At 61.9% G+C, this 15,607-nt stretch carries 11 protein-coding genes; 5 read left to right on the top strand and 6 right to left on the bottom strand.

All coding sequences use genetic code 11. The features are described from left to right. On the bottom strand, positions 1 to 429 hold the full coding sequence (locus tag AC0T4W_RS19860) for an RNA-binding S4 domain-containing protein (RefSeq protein WP_476321942.1): 429 nt from the start codon (positions 427 to 429) through the stop codon (positions 1 to 3). Between the two features lie 102 nt (positions 430 to 531). Here AC0T4W_RS19860 and rimB point away from each other — a divergent pair, with 102 nt between their 5' ends. After that, the gene (rimB, locus tag AC0T4W_RS19855) at positions 532 to 999 is read left to right on the top strand and encodes a retropepsin-like aspartic endopeptidase RimB (protein WP_476321940.1); all 468 of its coding nucleotides are present in this window, start codon (positions 532 to 534) and stop codon (positions 997 to 999) included. Further along, positions 996 to 1,901 (top strand): 30S ribosomal protein S6--L-glutamate ligase, encoded by a 906-nt coding sequence (rimK, locus tag AC0T4W_RS19850; RefSeq protein WP_476321938.1) that lies wholly within the window; start codon positions 996 to 998, stop codon positions 1,899 to 1,901. Before rimB ends, rimK begins: the two co-directional genes overlap by 4 nt. A 48-nt stretch (positions 1,902 to 1,949) precedes the next feature. On the opposite strand, the gene AC0T4W_RS19845 is transcribed toward rimK, so the two are convergent. The 3 genes from AC0T4W_RS19845 to ompR form a co-directional block, all read right to left on the bottom strand. Beyond that, positions 1,950 to 5,720: a bifunctional diguanylate cyclase/phosphodiesterase gene (locus AC0T4W_RS19845; protein WP_476321935.1), complete on the bottom strand. Its 3,771-nt coding sequence runs from the start codon at positions 5,718 to 5,720 to the stop codon at positions 1,950 to 1,952. A gap of 68 nt (positions 5,721 to 5,788) precedes the next feature. Beyond that, a complete protein-coding gene (locus tag AC0T4W_RS19840) occupies positions 5,789 to 7,102 on the bottom strand; it encodes an ATP-binding protein (RefSeq protein WP_476321933.1) in 1,314 nt (437 codons plus the stop codon). A gap of 103 nt (positions 7,103 to 7,205) precedes the next feature. Continuing rightward, positions 7,206 to 7,940, bottom strand: a complete 735-nt coding sequence (gene ompR / locus AC0T4W_RS19835) for an osmolarity response regulator transcription factor OmpR (protein WP_275960265.1) — start codon at positions 7,938 to 7,940, stop codon at positions 7,206 to 7,208. A gap of 330 nt (positions 7,941 to 8,270) precedes the next feature. Here ompR and AC0T4W_RS19830 point away from each other — a divergent pair, with 330 nt between their 5' ends. Continuing rightward, positions 8,271 to 10,598 carry a Tex family protein gene (locus AC0T4W_RS19830; protein WP_476323810.1) on the top strand — a complete coding sequence of 776 codons (2,328 nt, stop codon included), beginning with the start codon at positions 8,271 to 8,273 and terminating at the stop codon, positions 10,596 to 10,598. Positions 10,599 to 10,849: 251 nt separating this feature from the next. Here AC0T4W_RS19830 and AC0T4W_RS19825 read toward each other — a convergent pair whose 3' ends face one another. Further along, the gene (locus AC0T4W_RS19825) at positions 10,850 to 11,407 is read right to left on the bottom strand and encodes a DUF6160 family protein (protein WP_476321931.1); all 558 of its coding nucleotides are present in this window, start codon (positions 11,405 to 11,407) and stop codon (positions 10,850 to 10,852) included. Between the two features lie 458 nt (positions 11,408 to 11,865). Next, positions 11,866 to 13,095, bottom strand: a complete 1,230-nt coding sequence (serA, locus tag AC0T4W_RS19820; RefSeq protein ID WP_476321929.1) for a phosphoglycerate dehydrogenase — start codon at positions 13,093 to 13,095, stop codon at positions 11,866 to 11,868. 193 nt (positions 13,096 to 13,288) lie between these two features. Between serA and AC0T4W_RS19815 the strand changes: the two genes are divergently transcribed. Together AC0T4W_RS19815 and AC0T4W_RS19810 are read left to right on the top strand one after the other, a co-directional pair. Further along, a complete protein-coding gene (locus AC0T4W_RS19815) occupies positions 13,289 to 14,683 on the top strand; it encodes an FAD-binding oxidoreductase (RefSeq protein WP_476321927.1) in 1,395 nt (464 codons plus the stop codon). A 155-nt stretch (positions 14,684 to 14,838) separates the two neighbouring features. After that, positions 14,839 to 15,504 (top strand): fumarylacetoacetate hydrolase family protein, encoded by a 666-nt coding sequence (locus tag AC0T4W_RS19810; RefSeq protein ID WP_476321925.1) that lies wholly within the window; start codon positions 14,839 to 14,841, stop codon positions 15,502 to 15,504. Positions 15,505 to 15,607: the final 103 nt, after the last annotated feature.

Genomic DNA, 15,607 nt, shown 5'->3' with positions numbered 1-15,607 from the left:
CTACTCCTCGGCCGTCCAAGGATGGCGCAGTCCGCCGTCTTGCCTATCATTGAAATTGTGCATCTGCCGACGCTGCTTCTTGCTCGGCCGACCATCGGTTTGCATGCCCAGCGCTCCCGCCTTGCGCTGTGCGGCAGCATGCTCGCGACGCTCGATGCTTTCAGCGGTTTCGGCATACAACGCCTGCGCCTCGGGGGCGCCACGGCGCACCGCCGACAGCGCCTGGACCACTACGCTACGCTCATCAACGCCGATGCGGATCACATACTCGTCGCCCACCCGGGGCTCCTTGCCCGGCTTGCAGCGCTCGCCGCGATGGTGAACCTTGCCGCCCTCGATAGCGGCCTTGGCCAGGGCGCGGGTCTTGAAGAACCTCGCCGCCCATAGCCATTTATCCAGGCGTATCTTGTTGTCGTCTTTATCGTTCATCTGATCCCCACTCAAGCCCGCTGTGCAGGCGGACATTTTGCCTGATGCAGTTGTCATAAGAGCCAACTAGAATGCCCGCAATATCTGGAGAGCCGCCTAACTGTGAAGACTTTCGACCAACTTGGCGTCATCGGCCTGCGTGAATGGATCAACCTGCCGGAGCTGGGCATGGTCGGCTTGCGCGCCAAGATCGATACAGGGGCCAGCACCTCCTGTCTGCATGCCAGCGATATTCAGCCGTTCGACCGCGATGGCGAGCCTTGGGTGCGGTTTAATGCGCACCTCGGCACGCTGGTGCAACGGCGCCATCGTTGCGAAGGGCAGTTGGTTTCGCTGAAGACCATCAAGAGTTCCAATGGCCACGTACAGTCGCGTTATGTGATCCGTACTAATCTGACCCTGGGCGAACGCGAGTGGCCGGTTGAATTCACCCTGACCTGCCGCAAGACCATGCGCTACCGTGTGCTGCTCGGTTCCAAGGCGCTGATTGACGGGCAGCTATTGGTCAACCCGGCGCTTACCTACGTACAAAACAAACCCACCCTCGCTGACTCCCCTGGTGCCCAATGAAGATCGCCGTGCTGTCGCGCAACCCGCGCCTGTATTCCACCCGACGTCTGGTCGAAGCCGGGCAGCTGCGGGGCCACGAAATGGTGGTGATCGACACCCTGCGCGCCTATATGAATATCGCCAGCCACAAGCCGCAGATCCACTATCGCGGCCAGCCGCTGGAGGGCTTCGATGCGGTGATCCCGCGCATCGGTGCCTCGGTGACCTTTTACGGCTGCGCAGTGCTGCGCCAGTTCGAGATGATGGGCGTGTTCCCGCTCAACGAGTCGGTAGCAATCGCCCGCTCGCGCGACAAGCTGCGCTCGCTGCAACTGTTGTCCCGCCGTGGTATCGGCCTGCCGGTGACCGGTTTCGCCCACTCGCCGGATGACATCACCGATCTGATCCAGATGGTCAACGGTGCGCCGCTGGTGATCAAGGTGCTGGAAGGCACCCAGGGCATCGGTGTGGTGCTGTGCGAAACAGCAACCGCTGCCGAGTCGGTGATCGAGGCCTTTATGGGCCTCAAGCAGGACATCATGGTGCAGGAATACATCAAGGAAGCCGGCGGCGCAGATATTCGCTGCCTTGTGGTCGGTGACAAGGTGATTGCGGCGATGAAGCGCCAGGCCAAGCCCGGCGAATTTCGCTCCAATCTGCACCGTGGCGGCAGCGCCAGCCTGATCAAGATCACTCCAGAAGAGCGCATGACCGCGATACGCGCGGCCAAGGTGATGGGCTTGTCAGTGGCTGGGGTGGATATCCTGCGCTCCAACCACGGGCCACTGGTGATGGAAGTGAACTCATCTCCCGGCCTAGAAGGCATCGAAACCACCACCGGTAAGGATGTGGCCAGCCTGGTGATCCAGCACCTGGAAAAAAACAGCGGTCCGAACCTGACACGCACCAAAGGCAGGGGGTGAGCCGGATCACAACAGGAAGCGGTAGGATGCCGAAACGCAGACTCAAGCCTATAGCTGATGTTGCTGCATCCAGGCCTGGAAATCCGCCTCTTTCAGCGGCCGGCTAAAGTGATAACCCTGGCCCAGCGAACAACCATGCTGGCGTAGGCAGTCGAGCTGCCACTGACTTTCGATGCCTTCGGCCACGCACTCCAGGCCCAGATTGCGGGCGATGACCAGGATGGTCTGCACCAGCATCAGGCCGCTGCCGTCTTCACCGTCCATGTCCCAGGTAAAGCTGCGGTCGATCTTCAGGCGATCCAGCGGCAGGCGCTTGAGGTAGGTCAGTGAGGAATAGCCGGTGCCGAAATCATCAATGGCGAAACGTACACCCAGCGCCTTGAGCGCCTGCATATTGCTGATGCACTGCTCAACCTCTTCCAGCAGCACACCTTCGGTGATCTCCAGTTCCAGCGCCGTGGCTGGCACCTGATGGCGTTGCAGGCACTCACTGATGCGCGCCACACAATTGCGCTGGCGCAGCTCGCGCGGGCTCAGGTTGACCGCCAGCACCAGCTGCGGCCACTGCGCTAACCAGCGCGCCAGCGCGGCGCACGCCTGCTCCAGCACCCAGGCACCGAGCTCCTCGATCAGGCCGGTTTCTTCGGCCAGCGGGATAAAGTCGCCAGGCATAATTTCGCCGCGCTCCGGGTGCACCCAGCGCAGCAGTACTTCCGCTCCCGCAATGCGCCCGGTGGCCAGCGCCAGTTGCGGCTGAAACACCAGGTACAGCTGATTGCGCTGCACTGCCTGGCGCAGTTCGCCTTGCATCTGCAAACGCTGGTCGATGGCTGCCTGCATCTCCGGCGCAAAAAAGTGCAAGGCGTTGCGCCCGCCCTGCTTGGCCCGGTACATGGCGGTGTCCGCCTGCTTCAGCACGTCGGCGGCCAGTTGGCTACCAAAGGGGTGCAGGGCGATGCCGATACTGGCGCTGATCGATAGCTCATGACCGTCGATCCAGCAGGTGCCCACCAAGCTTTTCAGCAGCTTTTTCGCGGTGATCGCAGCCGCTTCCGCTGCCTGCTGCGGGTTGCTATCGAGCCCTTCGAGCAATACCACGAATTCGTCGCCGCCCATGCGCGCCAGGGTGTCTTCAGTGCGCAAGCTGCTGGCCAGGCGCGCTGTAACTTCACGCAGCAGGCCATCGCCAACCAAATGGCCGAGGCTGTCGTTGACTGTTTTGAAGTGATCAAGGTCGATAAACAGCAGCGCGCCCAGGGTGTTTTCGCGATGCTCACGCTCCATCGCGTGCTGCAGACGGTCGAGCAGCAGACGCCGATTGGGCAGGCCGGTGAGTTCGTCGCTGAACGCCAGCCGTTCGATCTCGCGCTGATAACGCTGGCGCTCGGAAATATCGGTAACGCTGCCGCGAATCAGCACCGGCTCACCGGGCATACGCACCAAGCGGACCTCACAAGGAATCTGCCGACCCTTGCTGTCACTGTGTAACCAGTCGAATACCGGGGCCTCGCCGGCCATCGCGCGCTGTAGATAAAACTGACCAAGGTCGGCGGTCAGCTGGCCGTCCGCCTGCTTGACCGGGCTGAGATCAAATACACGCTTGCTGGCGATGTCTTCACGGCTATAGCACAGCAGGCGCAGGGCGTTGTCGTTGCATTCGACCAGGGTGCCGTGCAGGTCAAACAGCATGATCGCCTCGGGCGCATTTTCGACAATGGTGCGGTAGCGCGCCTCAGCCTGTAGGCGCTCGCTGATGTCCTCGACCAGCAGCAGAAACATGCGCACCCGGCCGGTGGCATGACGTACCGCGCGCAGGCTGACGCGGGTATGCACCACGCTATCGTCGGCACGACGAAAGCGCTTTTCCAGTTCAAAGCCTTCGCGGCTGCCGCTGATTACCTGGTCGAGCAGCGGCTGCTCGACCAGCAGATCATCGTCCAGCGAAAGTTCTTCCCAGCTACACGCCAGCAGCTGTTCGCGCGAACGCTCAAGAATGCTGCAGAGCTTGTGATTGACCTCCTCCCAGGCGAAGTTCGGGCTGGTCAGGGCCATGCCGATCAACGGGGCTTCGAAGAACAGGCGCTGACGCTCATCACGCTCGCGCAGTTGTTGCTCGGCATATTTGCGCGCGCTGACATCCTGCAATGCGCCATATACCCGCACCAGCTCGGCACCGTCGTGTTCACTGATGCCACGGATACGTAACCAGCGCGTCTTGCCCTTGGCGGTCAGCAGGCGTACCTCAATGTCGAATTGCTCCAAGCCATCAATTAGTTGCTGCAGCACCTGCTCGGCCAGCGCGCGGCCACTGTCATCCAGGTAACTCAGCGCCTCATTCAGGTCCGGTGTGCCGTTCTTGGGGTCAAGTTCGTAGATACGAAAACAGCCCGCACTCCAATCCATATTCTGCTGCGGCATGTTCAGTACCCAGCCGCCAAGGTTGGCGATATGCTCGGTCTGGCTGAACAGATAGCTCTGCTTGAGCAGTTCGTCACTCTGTGAGCGCACCTGGATGGCCAGCTGCTCGCGGGCGGTCACATCGCTCTGCAGGGCGACAAAATGGCTGATGCCCTGGTCATCGCGCATTGGCGCGAGGGTGAACTCATTCCAGAACTGCGGGCCGTTCTTGCGGTGGTTGCGCACCACTGCATCACAACCCACGCCATCGCGTACGGCTTGCTGCAAGCGGCTAACACCCTGCTGTTGCTGGTCGTCACACAGCAGAAAATCCCAGTTGTTGCCCAGGATTTCTTCACGGCGGTAGCCCGTGAGGTGTTCAAACGCTGGATTGCAGTAGATCAACGGCAACGCCTGCTGGCGTGCATCGGCAATGACTACCCCCAGCGGACTGGCCTCCAGCGCCAGGTTGGCCAGCGCCAGTTGCTGCTGCATCTGTGCGCTACGCGCCAGCGCCTGGCGCAAGTCACTCAGGCTGCGCCCCACCAGCAGGGTGGCGAGCATAAACAGCAGCACGCTGAAGTGCAGTTCCAGGCGCTCCGGTTCGAGCCAGGCCGCGCTATTCACCAAGCCGCGCAGCAGCGGCAAAATCAGCACCATCAACACGCTAAACAGCGCACCACAAACGCCGCCGGCAAAGCCCCAGACCAACGCCAGGCCGAGCATCATCACGCCAATCAGGGGCAGATTTAGGGTCAGCGGTAATACCCCAAGCAGCCAGGGCATGCCGATTAACAGCAGCACCAGCAGCGGCCAGGGCGGTAATTGGCGCAGCGCCTCAGGAATCTGCTCGTAACCGTCGGGCACCGTTGCCGCCAGCCAGCGGCGGCGACGCATCCAGGGTGTCAGGTAAGCCAGCAAGGGGATGGCGATGGCCAGGGCGGTGAGGCTATCGGCCAGCCACAGGGTTATGCTGCCCGACAGCAACTCTTCTAGCGGCGCGTGGCCGAGCAGCCAGAGGTTGCCCTGCACCCCCAGCGCCACAGGAATGATCGGCAAGAGCACGCCGAGCAGCATAAAACGCAGCAAATGGCTGAGGTCGGGTAACGCCGGGTCAAACGGCCGCAACCGCAGCAGCAGCCAGGCCAGCGCCACACCGAGGGTTTCTGGGAAGGCATAGAGCGGCGCCCATTGCCACGGCAAATCCCAGAGGGGGATCGACAACATGGCGTTGAGGTACACCGCTAGCAACACTCGCGGTCCCCACCACAAGGTAAACACCAGCGCCAAGGCAAAGGGGGGATACCAGAGCGCCGCCCCGTCGGTGAACTGGGTCGCCAGGGAAAGCCAGGTGGCCAGATGAAGCAATGGCAGCGGCAGCAGCCAGGTCCATCGAGAGAGGCGGTGTGGAACTGCAGGCATGCTGACCTCATGTCATCGCGCTGCTACAGCATAGTTCAGCGCAACAGCGGCAGCATGCCGGGGTTTTCTTATACGGCGTCGCGCGGCAACAGCAGCCCCAGTGGGAGGCAAACCCGCGCTTCCAGCCCGCCACCGGAGCGGTTGCGCAACTCGACACTGCCGCCATGTAACGCAGCAATACGCTTGACGATGGCCAAGCCCAGCCCAGCACCCTGACCGCCACGGGCGCGGTCGCCACGGATAAAGGGGTTGAAGATACTGCCCAGCTCGGCCGGATCGATGCCCGCACCGCGGTCCAATACACTCAACACCACATAAGGCGCGCTGTGATCACTAGACAGGGAAACCGCCACTTCCACCGCATTGCCGCCGTAGCGCAAGGCGTTTTCGATCAGGTTGACCAGCAAGCGCTTGAGTGACACCCGCCGCAACGGGAAGGCTGGCACGGGTTCCAGGCACAGGCGCACCATTTCCTGCTTCTGGTTGTAGGGCGCGACCACCTCACGAATCAACTCAAGCAGGTCGAGCTGCTCCAGCGGCTCGTCGCGGCCATCGCGGATAAAGGCGAGGAACTGGTCGAGGATCGCATCCATATCCTCAATATCGCGCACCATGTCTTCGGTCAGTTCCGAGTCGGTATGCAGAAACTCCATGGACAAGCGCAGGCGGGTCAGTGGCGTACGTAGGTCGTGCGACACCCCCGCGAGCATCAGCTCACGCTCGCGGGCCGCCTGTTCGACGTCTTCGGCCATCTGGTTGAAAGCGCGGTACACCTCGGCCATCTCGTTCGGCGTATCACTGACCGGTAGACGCACACTGCGGCCCTTACCGATCTGCCGGGCAGCAAAGACCAGGCGCTTGAGCGGGGCATTAAGTTGGCCTACGAAAATCCACGCCGCCGCCGTCGACAGCAAGCCGATGGCGAGGAACCAGCCCAGCACGCTCCAGATCTTCTGCCCACGCAGTGGGTGCGGATACAGCGGTACCCGCAGCCAGTCAGCGCCCAGCGCCGGCGCATGCACCCAAAGCGCCGGCGGGCTCTTGGCACGCACCCGCACCTCGGTGTCCGGACCCAGTTCGGTCTGCATCTGCCGGGCAAAAATCTCGCTATACGGCCAATGCTGCTCGGTGGCGGGCACCAGCTCGTGTGGCACACGCTTGAGCCCGGCCGCTTCGGCGATGGTGGCGCGGTCTTCCGGGTCTGCCGCCCAGTAAGCGCGCAGGGTCAAGGCCGCGCCGTGGCTGTACTGGCGGTCGACCAGCACGTCCTCGTTCATCATCAGATAAACCAGGGTCAGCGCCTTGGAAAACAGCACCACGATCAGCACCAGCCACAGCGTGCGGGCGAAGAAGCTTTGCGGGAACCAGAGTGGGGTTTTCATCACAACTCGATGTAGGTTGGGTTGAGGCGCGCAGCGACGAAGCCCAACGCAAGGCTTGTGAACAGAGCGTTGGGCTTCGCTGCGCTCAGCTGCAACCTACAAATCACTTATTGCCATCCGGAACAAACACATAACCCACACCCCAGACCGTCTGGATATAGCGTGGCTTCGATGGATCCGGCTCGATCAGCCGGCGCAGGCGGGAAATCTGCACGTCGATGGAGCGCTCCAGGGCGTCCCACTCGCGGCCACGGGCCAGGTTCATCAGCTTGTCGCGGGTCAGTGGCTCGCGGGCGTGCTGCACCAGGGCCTTGAGCACGGCGAACTCGCCGGTGGTGAGCATATGCACCTCGTCACCCTTCTTCAGCTCGCGGGTGGCCAGGCTCAGCTCGTACTCGCCGAAACTCACGCTTTCATCTTCACTACCCGGCGCGCCCGGTACTACCGGCGCCTGCCGACGCAGCACCGCCTTGATCCGCGCCAGCAGCTCGCGCGGATTGAACGGCTTGGCCAGGTAATCGTCGGCGCCCAGCTCCAGGCCCTGAATACGACTGGCCTCGTCGCCCTTGGCGGTGAGCATGATGATCGGCACCTGGTTATTCGCCTCACGCAGGCGGCGGCAGGCGGACAGACCGTCTTCACCCGGCAACATCAGGTCGAGTACCACCAGGTTGAACAGTTCGCGGGCCAGCAGACGGTCCATCTGCTCGACGTTTTCCACGGCGCGCACGCGGTAGCCCTGCTCGTCGAAGAAGCGCTCAAGCAGACGACGCAGACGGGCATCGTCATCGACGATGAGGATTTTTTCGCCTTCAGCGGGAAGTGCAGTGCTGCTCATTCAGGGCTCCTTGTCCGGGTTGTCCGGGCATCCGCCGGGCGCGGACGCGCTGGCAGTGTGCAATGGCCGGCATTATGGCTCAGGAGCCGCAGCCGACGTGCAGCCCATTGTTAGCAGATTTTTCCCCGACGGGTTCCCGGTGCACTGCCGGGCAGTGTTTATAATGCGCGGCCGTATCGACATGGCAGTCGCGCAGCGACAACCTCAATCTGTCCTTCTCCCTCTCAGGAGAAGGTGGCGCGCAGCGCAGGATGAGGCAAACCACGCCGACTCAACTGAATTTTCGCGCGCCATGCCGCCGGCATGACCGCCCTGTGGGTAGCTTTTTATATGCTCAGCATCAACAACCGCATCGCCGAAGAACTGGGCGTACGCCCGCAACAGGTCGCCGCCGCCGTGGCGCTGCTCGATGAAGGCTCCACCGTGCCGTTTATCGCGCGCTACCGTAAAGAGGTCACCGGCAGCCTCGACGACACCCAGCTGCGCAACCTGGAAGAGCGCCTGCGCTACCTGCGCGAACTCGACGAGCGCCGCGCCAGCATCCTCGCCAGCATCGAGGAGCAGGGCAAACTGACCGCAGAGCTTGCCCGCGAAATCAACCTGGCCGAAACCAAGACCCGCCTGGAAGACCTCTACCTGCCGTTCAAACAGAAGCGCCGTACCAAGGGCCAGATCGCCCTCGAAGCCTGCCTCGGCGAACTGGCCGACGCCCTGTTCAACGATCCGAACCTGACACCAGAAAGCGAAGCCGAGCGTTTTATCGATGCTGAAAAAGACTTTGCCGACATCAAGGCCGTGCTCGAAGGCGCCAAGTACATCCTCATGGAGCGCTTCGCCGAGGACGCCAACCTGTTGGCCAGCCTGCGCAGCTACCTGAAAGACAACGCTATCCTCAGCGCCCGCGTGGTCGCCGGTAAAGAGAACGAAGGCGCCAAGTTCCGCGATTACTTCGAGCACGACGAAAAGCTTAAAGGCGCGCCATCGCACCGCGCCCTGGCGATCTTCCGTGGCCGTAACGAAGGCATTTTGAGCGCCAGCCTGAAAGTCGGCGACGAAATCCCCGGCGCCATGCACCCGTGCGAAGGCATGATCGGCGAGCGCTTCGGCATCAGCGCCCGTGGCCGCGCCGCCGACAAGTGGCTGGGCGAAGTGGTGCGTTGGACCTGGAAGGTCAAGCTCTACACCCACCTGGAAACCGACCTGTTCGGCGAGTTGCGTGAAGGCGCGGAGAACGAGGCGATCAACGTGTTCGCCCGCAACCTGCACGACCTGCTGCTGGCCGCGCCGGCAGGCCCACGCGCGACCCTGGCGCTGGATCCGGGCCTGCGCACCGGCTGTAAGGTGGCCGTGGTCGATGCCACCGGCAAGGTGCTGGAAACCGCCACGGTTTACCCGCACGCGCCGCGCAACGACTGGGACGGCACATTGGCGACCCTGGCCAAACTGTGCGCCAAGCACGCGGTTGACCTGATCTCCATCGGTAACGGCACCGCCAGCCGCGAGACCGACAAGCTGGCCGCCGACCTGATCAAGAAACTGCCCGGCCTGCAGCTGACCAAGGTTATGGTCTCTGAGGCTGGCGCTTCGGTGTATTCGGCCTCGGAGCTGGCCGCCAAGGAATTCCCGGATATGGACGTATCCTTGCGCGGCGCGGTGTCCATCGCCCGTCGTCTGCAGGACCCGTTGGCCGAGCTGGTGAAAATCGACCCGAAATCCATCGGTGTCGGCCAGTACCAGCACGACGTGTCCCAACTCAAGCTGGCGCGCTCGCTGGATGCGGTGGTCGAGGACTGCGTAAACGCCGTCGGCGTGGATGTGAACACTGCTTCCGCCGCGCTGCTGGCGCGCATCTCCGGGCTGAACACCACCCTGGCGCAGAATATCGTCGCCTACCGCGACGCCAACGGCGCGTTCAACAGCCGCGCCGAGCTGCTCAAGGTGCCGCGCCTGGGCGACAAGACCTTCGAACAGGCCGCCGGTTTTCTGCGCGTAATGAACGGCAGCAACCCGCTCGACGCCTCCGCCGTGCACCCGGAGACTTACCCGCTGGTGCAACGCATCGCCTTGGATACCGGCCGCGATATCCGCTCACTGATCGGCGATGCAGGCTTCCTAAAGCGCCTCGACCCGAAAAAGTTCACCGACGAAAAGTTCGGCCTGGTGACCATCGGCGATATCTTGAGCGAACTGGAAAAACCCGGCCGCGACCCGCGCCCGGAGTTCAAGACTGCCGAGTTCCAGGAAGGCGTGGAAACCCTTAACGACCTCAAACTGGGCATGATGCTCGAAGGCGTAGTGACCAACGTCACCAACTTCGGCGCCTTCGTCGATATCGGCGTGCATCAGGACGGCCTGGTGCATATCTCGGCGCTGTCAGAGAAGTTCATCAAGGACCCGCACGAAGCGGTCAAGGCCGGCGACGTGGTCAAAGTCAAGGTTATGGAAGTGGACATCCCGCGTAACCGCATCGCCCTGAGCATGCGTATGGGCGACACCCCAGGCGAGAAAATCGAAGGGCCGCGTGGCGGGCAATCCCGTGGCGGCAAGCCGGCCGGCAATGCGCCGCGCAGCGAACGTCATTCCAGCCAGGAAAAACCGGCACCGGCCAGCGGCGGCATGGCGGCGCTGTTTGCCAATGCCAAGCAGCTGAAGAAGTAGGCCACCAGAACCCACAGAATGGGGCGGGCCGCGTAGGTTGAGGTGCGCAGCAGCGATACCCCTCACAGCCGGATGGGTATCGCGCGGCTCAACTCTCCGGCCCTGTCTTGCCTGCCGTAGCAGGCCGTTGAAAACAGGCTCGGTAAGCCGCTGCGGCTAACGTGCTTGAGCGCGAGCCGAAGGGCGAGTGAAACGAGTAATGTTCATTAACAGCTCGTAAACTCAGTTTCGCCTGCATTTTCAACGGCCGGTTAGTGGCCCCAGACCTTAAAGGTCCCGCGTAGGTCGGTGATATCACGCATTTCAATGCTACCCAGACGGCTCTCGCCGACGTACATATCGGCCGCTATTCGCACACGGATGCGCTGCGCCGGGATGCCACTGGCTACCAGTTGATCATTGATGGTGGTGAGGTCGGGCAGGGTCAGCTGCAGCTGTTGTTTACCGCTGGCGTTGGTGACGATATCGATCTTCAGGGTGGGCAGGTTGACGCCGAATATCGGCAAGGTTAGCCCCAGTTGCGCGGCGCCGAAGGCAAAGCTGCCGCCGGAGCCGTTCGGGCAGCTGGCTGGGGTGGTGCAGCCATTGTCGATCTTCACATTGCGCAGCGAGGCGTGGCCGCCATCATCTGTCCAGCGCACCTGGCTGATCGTTGCCAGCACATCGGCGCGGATGCTGATGCCGGCCTGCCCGCTGATCTCGCTCAGGCTCTGGTTATCCATTGGCAGCAGGGCCGCCTGGCCCGGCAGGGCGTAGACCGCAAGGCTGACAGCGAGTGATAGAGCTACGGTGCGAAGGGGGCGATGCATGGGGGCGTCCTCGGCTGGAGTGCTGAGAGTCTGTGCCTGGCCTGGCACGCGCGCCATCGGGGCAGGGCGCTTCCCGCCGAAGGATAGGCCGGCGTTGTGTGCGGATGGGGTTGCCTGTGTGAAGCGCTCGGCAATCTGTCCGGCAACCCGTCCCTTTGATCGGCGGCCGGCAAGCGCAGTAACCTGGCAGTGTTACGGCAGGTGACTGAATGAGAGTGAGCGATGGCGCTAACGGCTGCCGAGGTGGTGTTGCGTGAGCTTGAAGCCTGAATCACCTAGCAAGTAGGTTGGGTTGAGGAGCAACGCGACGAAGCCCAACGATGCAGGCTGAGTTCTGTTGGGCTTCGCTGCGCTCAACGCCAACCTACACAGCGCCGCACCGCTCGGCTGAGCAGTTGTTTAAATTGCTATCAACAAAAAGGGAAGCCGAAGCTTCCCTTTTCGTATCTCAGCAGCGCTTAGAACAGTACGCGGCTACGGATAGTGCCTTTAACGTGCTGCAGTTTCTCCAGCGCCAGGTCGGAGTAATCGGCGTCGACGTCGATCACCACGTAGCCAACCTTGTCGTTGGTCTGCAGGAACTGGCCGGAGATGTTGATGCCGTTTTCGGCGAACACGTTGTTGATCTCGCTCATCACACCCGGAATGTTGGCGTGGATGTGCAGCAGGCGGTGCTTGCCCGGGTGCGCCGGCAGGGCCACTTCGGGGAAGTTGACCGAGGACACCGAGGTGCCGTTGTCGCTGTACTTGACCAGTTTCTCGGCCACTTCCAGGCCGATATTGGCCTGGGCTTCAGCAGTCGAGCCGCCGATATGCGGGGTCAGGATCACGCGATCCAGGCCACGCAGCGGGCTTTCGAACTCTTCGTCGTTGGACTTCGGTTCGACCGGGAACACGTCGATGGCGGCGCCGATCAGGTGCTCGTCCTTGATCGCGGCGGCCAGGTGCTCCAGCTCCACCACGGTACCGCGTGCGGCGTTGATCAGGATGCCGCCCTTTTTCATGGCACGGATTTCCTTCTCACCGATCATCCACTGGGTGGATGGCAGCTCGGGGACGTGCAGCGAGACGATGTCGCACATGCCCAGCAGATCGTGCAGCTTGGCCACTTGGGTGGCGTTACCCAGCGGCAATTTGGTGACGGTGTCGTAGAAGAACACCTGCATGCCCATGGCTTCGGCAAGGACCGAGAGCTGGGTGCCAATGGAGCCGTAACCGACGATACCCAGCTTCTTACCGCGGATTTCGAAGGAGTTAGCCGCCGATTTGATCCAGCCGCCACGGTGGCAGGAAGCGTTTTTCTCGGGGATACCGCGCAGCAGCAGGATGGCCTGGGCCAGCACCAGTTCGGCCACCGAGCGGGTGTTCGAATACGGCGCGTTGAATACGGCGATGCCGCGTTCGCGGGCGGCGTCCAGGTTGACCTGGTTGGTGCCGATGCAGAAGCAACCGACCGCGACCAGGCGCTTGGCGCAGTCGAAGACTTCGGCAGTCAGCTGGGTGCGCGAGCGGATACCGATAAAGTGCGCGTCGGCGATCTTTTCTTTCAGCTCGTCGTCGGAGAGTGCGCCCTTGAGGTACTCGATGTTGGTGTAACCAGCGGCCTTCAGGGTGTCCACTGCATTCTGGTGGACGCCTTCAAGAAGAAGGAACTTGATCTTGCTCTTGTCGAGAGAGGTCTTGCTCATCGGAGTACCTGTTGTCCCAAAAATGGTGTCAGGGAAGGGTCAGCGGCGAGGGCTGACTGCACCCGCAGATCGGCGCGGGGGCACGATTCACGGGGGCGTATGCTAGCATACGAGCCCCGCGAAGCACCTACCCTGGCAGATGAAGCGTGCTCAGGGTGACCATGAATCGTTTGAGAGTTTGAGAGTTTCAAAGATGACCAACCCTGCGCTGATCGAAGAGCTGAAGACCCTGGTTGAGCCCGGCAAGGTGCTGACCGATGCCGATTCCCTCAACACCTACGGCAAGGACTGGACCAAGCATTTCGCCCCGGCCCCCTTGGCGATTGCCTTCCCCAAGAGCATCGAGCAGGTGCAGGCCGTTGTCCGTTGGGCCAATCAGCACAAGGTCGCATTGGTGCCGTCTGGCGGTCGTACCGGCTTGTCCGCTGGCGCTGTGGCGGCCAATGGCGAAGTGGTCGTCGCCTTCGACTATATGAACCAGATTCTCGACTTCAACGAATTTGACCGCACCGCCGTGTGTCAGCCCGGTGTAGTGACCAAGCAGCTGCAGATGTTTGCCGAGGACAAGGGCCTGTACTACCCGGTGGACTTCGCGTCGGCCGGCTCCAGCCAGATCGGCGGCAATATCGGCACCAATGCCGGCGGCATCAAGGTGATTCGCTACGGCATGACCCGTAACTGGGTGGCTGGGCTGAAAGTGGTCACCGGCACCGGCGAACTGCTGGAGCTGAACAAGGACCTGATCAAGAACGCCACCGGCTACGACATGCGCCAGCTGTTTATCGGTGCCGAAGGCACCCTGGGTTTCGTCGTCGAGGCCACCATGCGCCTGGACCGGGCGCCAAAGAACCTCACCGCGATGGTGCTCGGCACCCCGGACTTCGACTCGATCATGCCGGTGCTGCACGCCTTCCAGAACAAGCTGGATCTGACCGCGTTTGAGTTCTTCTCGGACAAGGCCCTGGCCAAGATCATGGCCCGTGGCGACGTGCCTGCGGCCTTCGAAACCGAGTGCCCGTTCTACGCCCTGCTGGAATTTGAAGCCACCACTGAGGAAGTCGCCGAGGCAGCCCTGGCCACCTTCGAGCATTGCGTCGAGCAGGGTTGGGTGCTCGATGGCGTGATGAGCCAGAGCGAGCAGCAGCTGCAGAACCTGTGGAAGCTGCGCGAGTACATCTCGGAAACCATCAGCCACTGGACGCCGTACAAGAACGACATCTCGGTCACCGTGTCGAAAGTGCCGGCGTTTCTGCACGATATCGACGCCATCGTCGGCGAACATTACCCAGACTTCGAAATCGTCTGGTTCGGCCATATCGGCGACGGCAACCTGCACCTGAATATCTTGAAGCCGGAGAACCTGTCCAAGGATGAGTTCTTCGCCAAGTGCGCCACGGTCAACAAGTGGGTGTTCGAGACCGTGCAGAAGTACAACGGCTCGATCAGCGCCGAGCACGGCGTGGGCATGACCAAGCGTGATTACCTGACCTACAGTCGCTCGGAAGCCGAGATTGGCTATATGAAGGCGATCAAGGCGGTGTTTGATCCGAACGGCATCATGAACCCAGGCAAAATCTTCCCGGTTTGATCCCGTAGGGCGCACCCGCCCTACGCTGCCAGGCAACGCGTGATACCTGTAGGAGCCAGCTTGCTGGCGATGCTTTCATTGAAACGATTTGCCGGATCGCCAGCAAGCTGGCTCCCACAAAGAGCTGCACACCGCATTCCCATAAGGAGTCGCCCATGAGCTACCAGCACCACTATATCGACGGCACCCATATCCACTTTCCCATGGGCAAGGTGGTGTGCATCGGCCGCAACTACGCCGAACATGCCAAAGAGCTGAACAACCCGGTGCCCACCGAGCCGTTGCTGTTTATCAAGGCTGGTAGCTGTGTGGTGCCGCTGGACGACGGCTTTAGCCTGGTTGAGGGTAAAGGTGATGTGCATTTTGAAGCGGAAATCGCCGTGCTGATCGGCAAGCCGCTGTCGCGCACGCCGAATGCCGAGGAAGTGCGCGACGCTATTTCCGGCTTCGCTCCGGCCCTTGACCTAACTCTGCGTGACCTGCAGGCCACGCTCAAAGCCAAGGGCTACCCGTGGGAAACCGCCAAGAGTTTCGACGGTGCCTGCGTGCTGGCGCCGTTCGTGCCCGGTGATGCGGTGGAAGACCTCGCCGATATTGGCATCCGCCTGAGCATCAACGGTGAGGTGCGTCAGGACGGTAACAGCCGCGACATGCTCAATCCGATTCTGCCGATGATCCAGCACATCTGCGGTCACTTCAGCCTGCAGCCGGGCGATGTGATCCTCACTGGCACACCAGTCGGTGTCGGCCCACTGAATAAGGGTGATGAGCTGGTGCTGGAGCTGGTTGGTCATAGCCGCTTCGCCAGCCGCGCGCTGTAACCGTAAAGCCTGAGTTGCCATCTTGATAAGGGCACCTGGAGGTGCCCTGTGGCCTCGCGGCGTAACAGAAACTTAAGGGTTGCTCTCTAGTCTGATAGCCATC

This window comes from Pseudomonas sp. C7.1, assembly GCF_056312395.1.
Note: the sequence above shows the minus strand (reverse complement) of the source record. Positions and strands in the feature narration are given on the sequence as shown.

Excerpts from the sequence above, each read along its gene's own strand:
- AC0T4W_RS19860 (WP_476321942.1), bottom strand. The coding sequence starts at position 429 with ATGAACGATAAAGACGACAACAAGATACGCCTGGATAAATGGCTATGG.
- rimK (WP_476321938.1), top strand. The coding sequence starts at position 996 with ATGAAGATCGCCGTGCTGTCGCGCAACCCGCGCCTGTATTCCACCCGA.
- AC0T4W_RS19845 (WP_476321935.1), bottom strand. The coding sequence starts at position 5,720 with ATGCCTGCAGTTCCACACCGCCTCTCTCGATGGACCTGGCTGCTGCCG.
- AC0T4W_RS19840 (WP_476321933.1), bottom strand. The coding sequence starts at position 7,102 with ATGAAAACCCCACTCTGGTTCCCGCAAAGCTTCTTCGCCCGCACGCTG.
- ompR (WP_275960265.1), bottom strand. The coding sequence starts at position 7,940 with ATGAGCAGCACTGCACTTCCCGCTGAAGGCGAAAAAATCCTCATCGTC.
- AC0T4W_RS19830 (WP_476323810.1), top strand. The coding sequence starts at position 8,271 with ATGCTCAGCATCAACAACCGCATCGCCGAAGAACTGGGCGTACGCCCG.
- AC0T4W_RS19825 (WP_476321931.1), bottom strand. The coding sequence starts at position 11,407 with ATGCATCGCCCCCTTCGCACCGTAGCTCTATCACTCGCTGTCAGCCTT.
- serA (WP_476321929.1), bottom strand. The coding sequence starts at position 13,095 with ATGAGCAAGACCTCTCTCGACAAGAGCAAGATCAAGTTCCTTCTTCTT.
- AC0T4W_RS19815 (WP_476321927.1), top strand. The coding sequence starts at position 13,289 with ATGACCAACCCTGCGCTGATCGAAGAGCTGAAGACCCTGGTTGAGCCC.
- AC0T4W_RS19810 (WP_476321925.1), top strand. The coding sequence starts at position 14,839 with ATGAGCTACCAGCACCACTATATCGACGGCACCCATATCCACTTTCCC.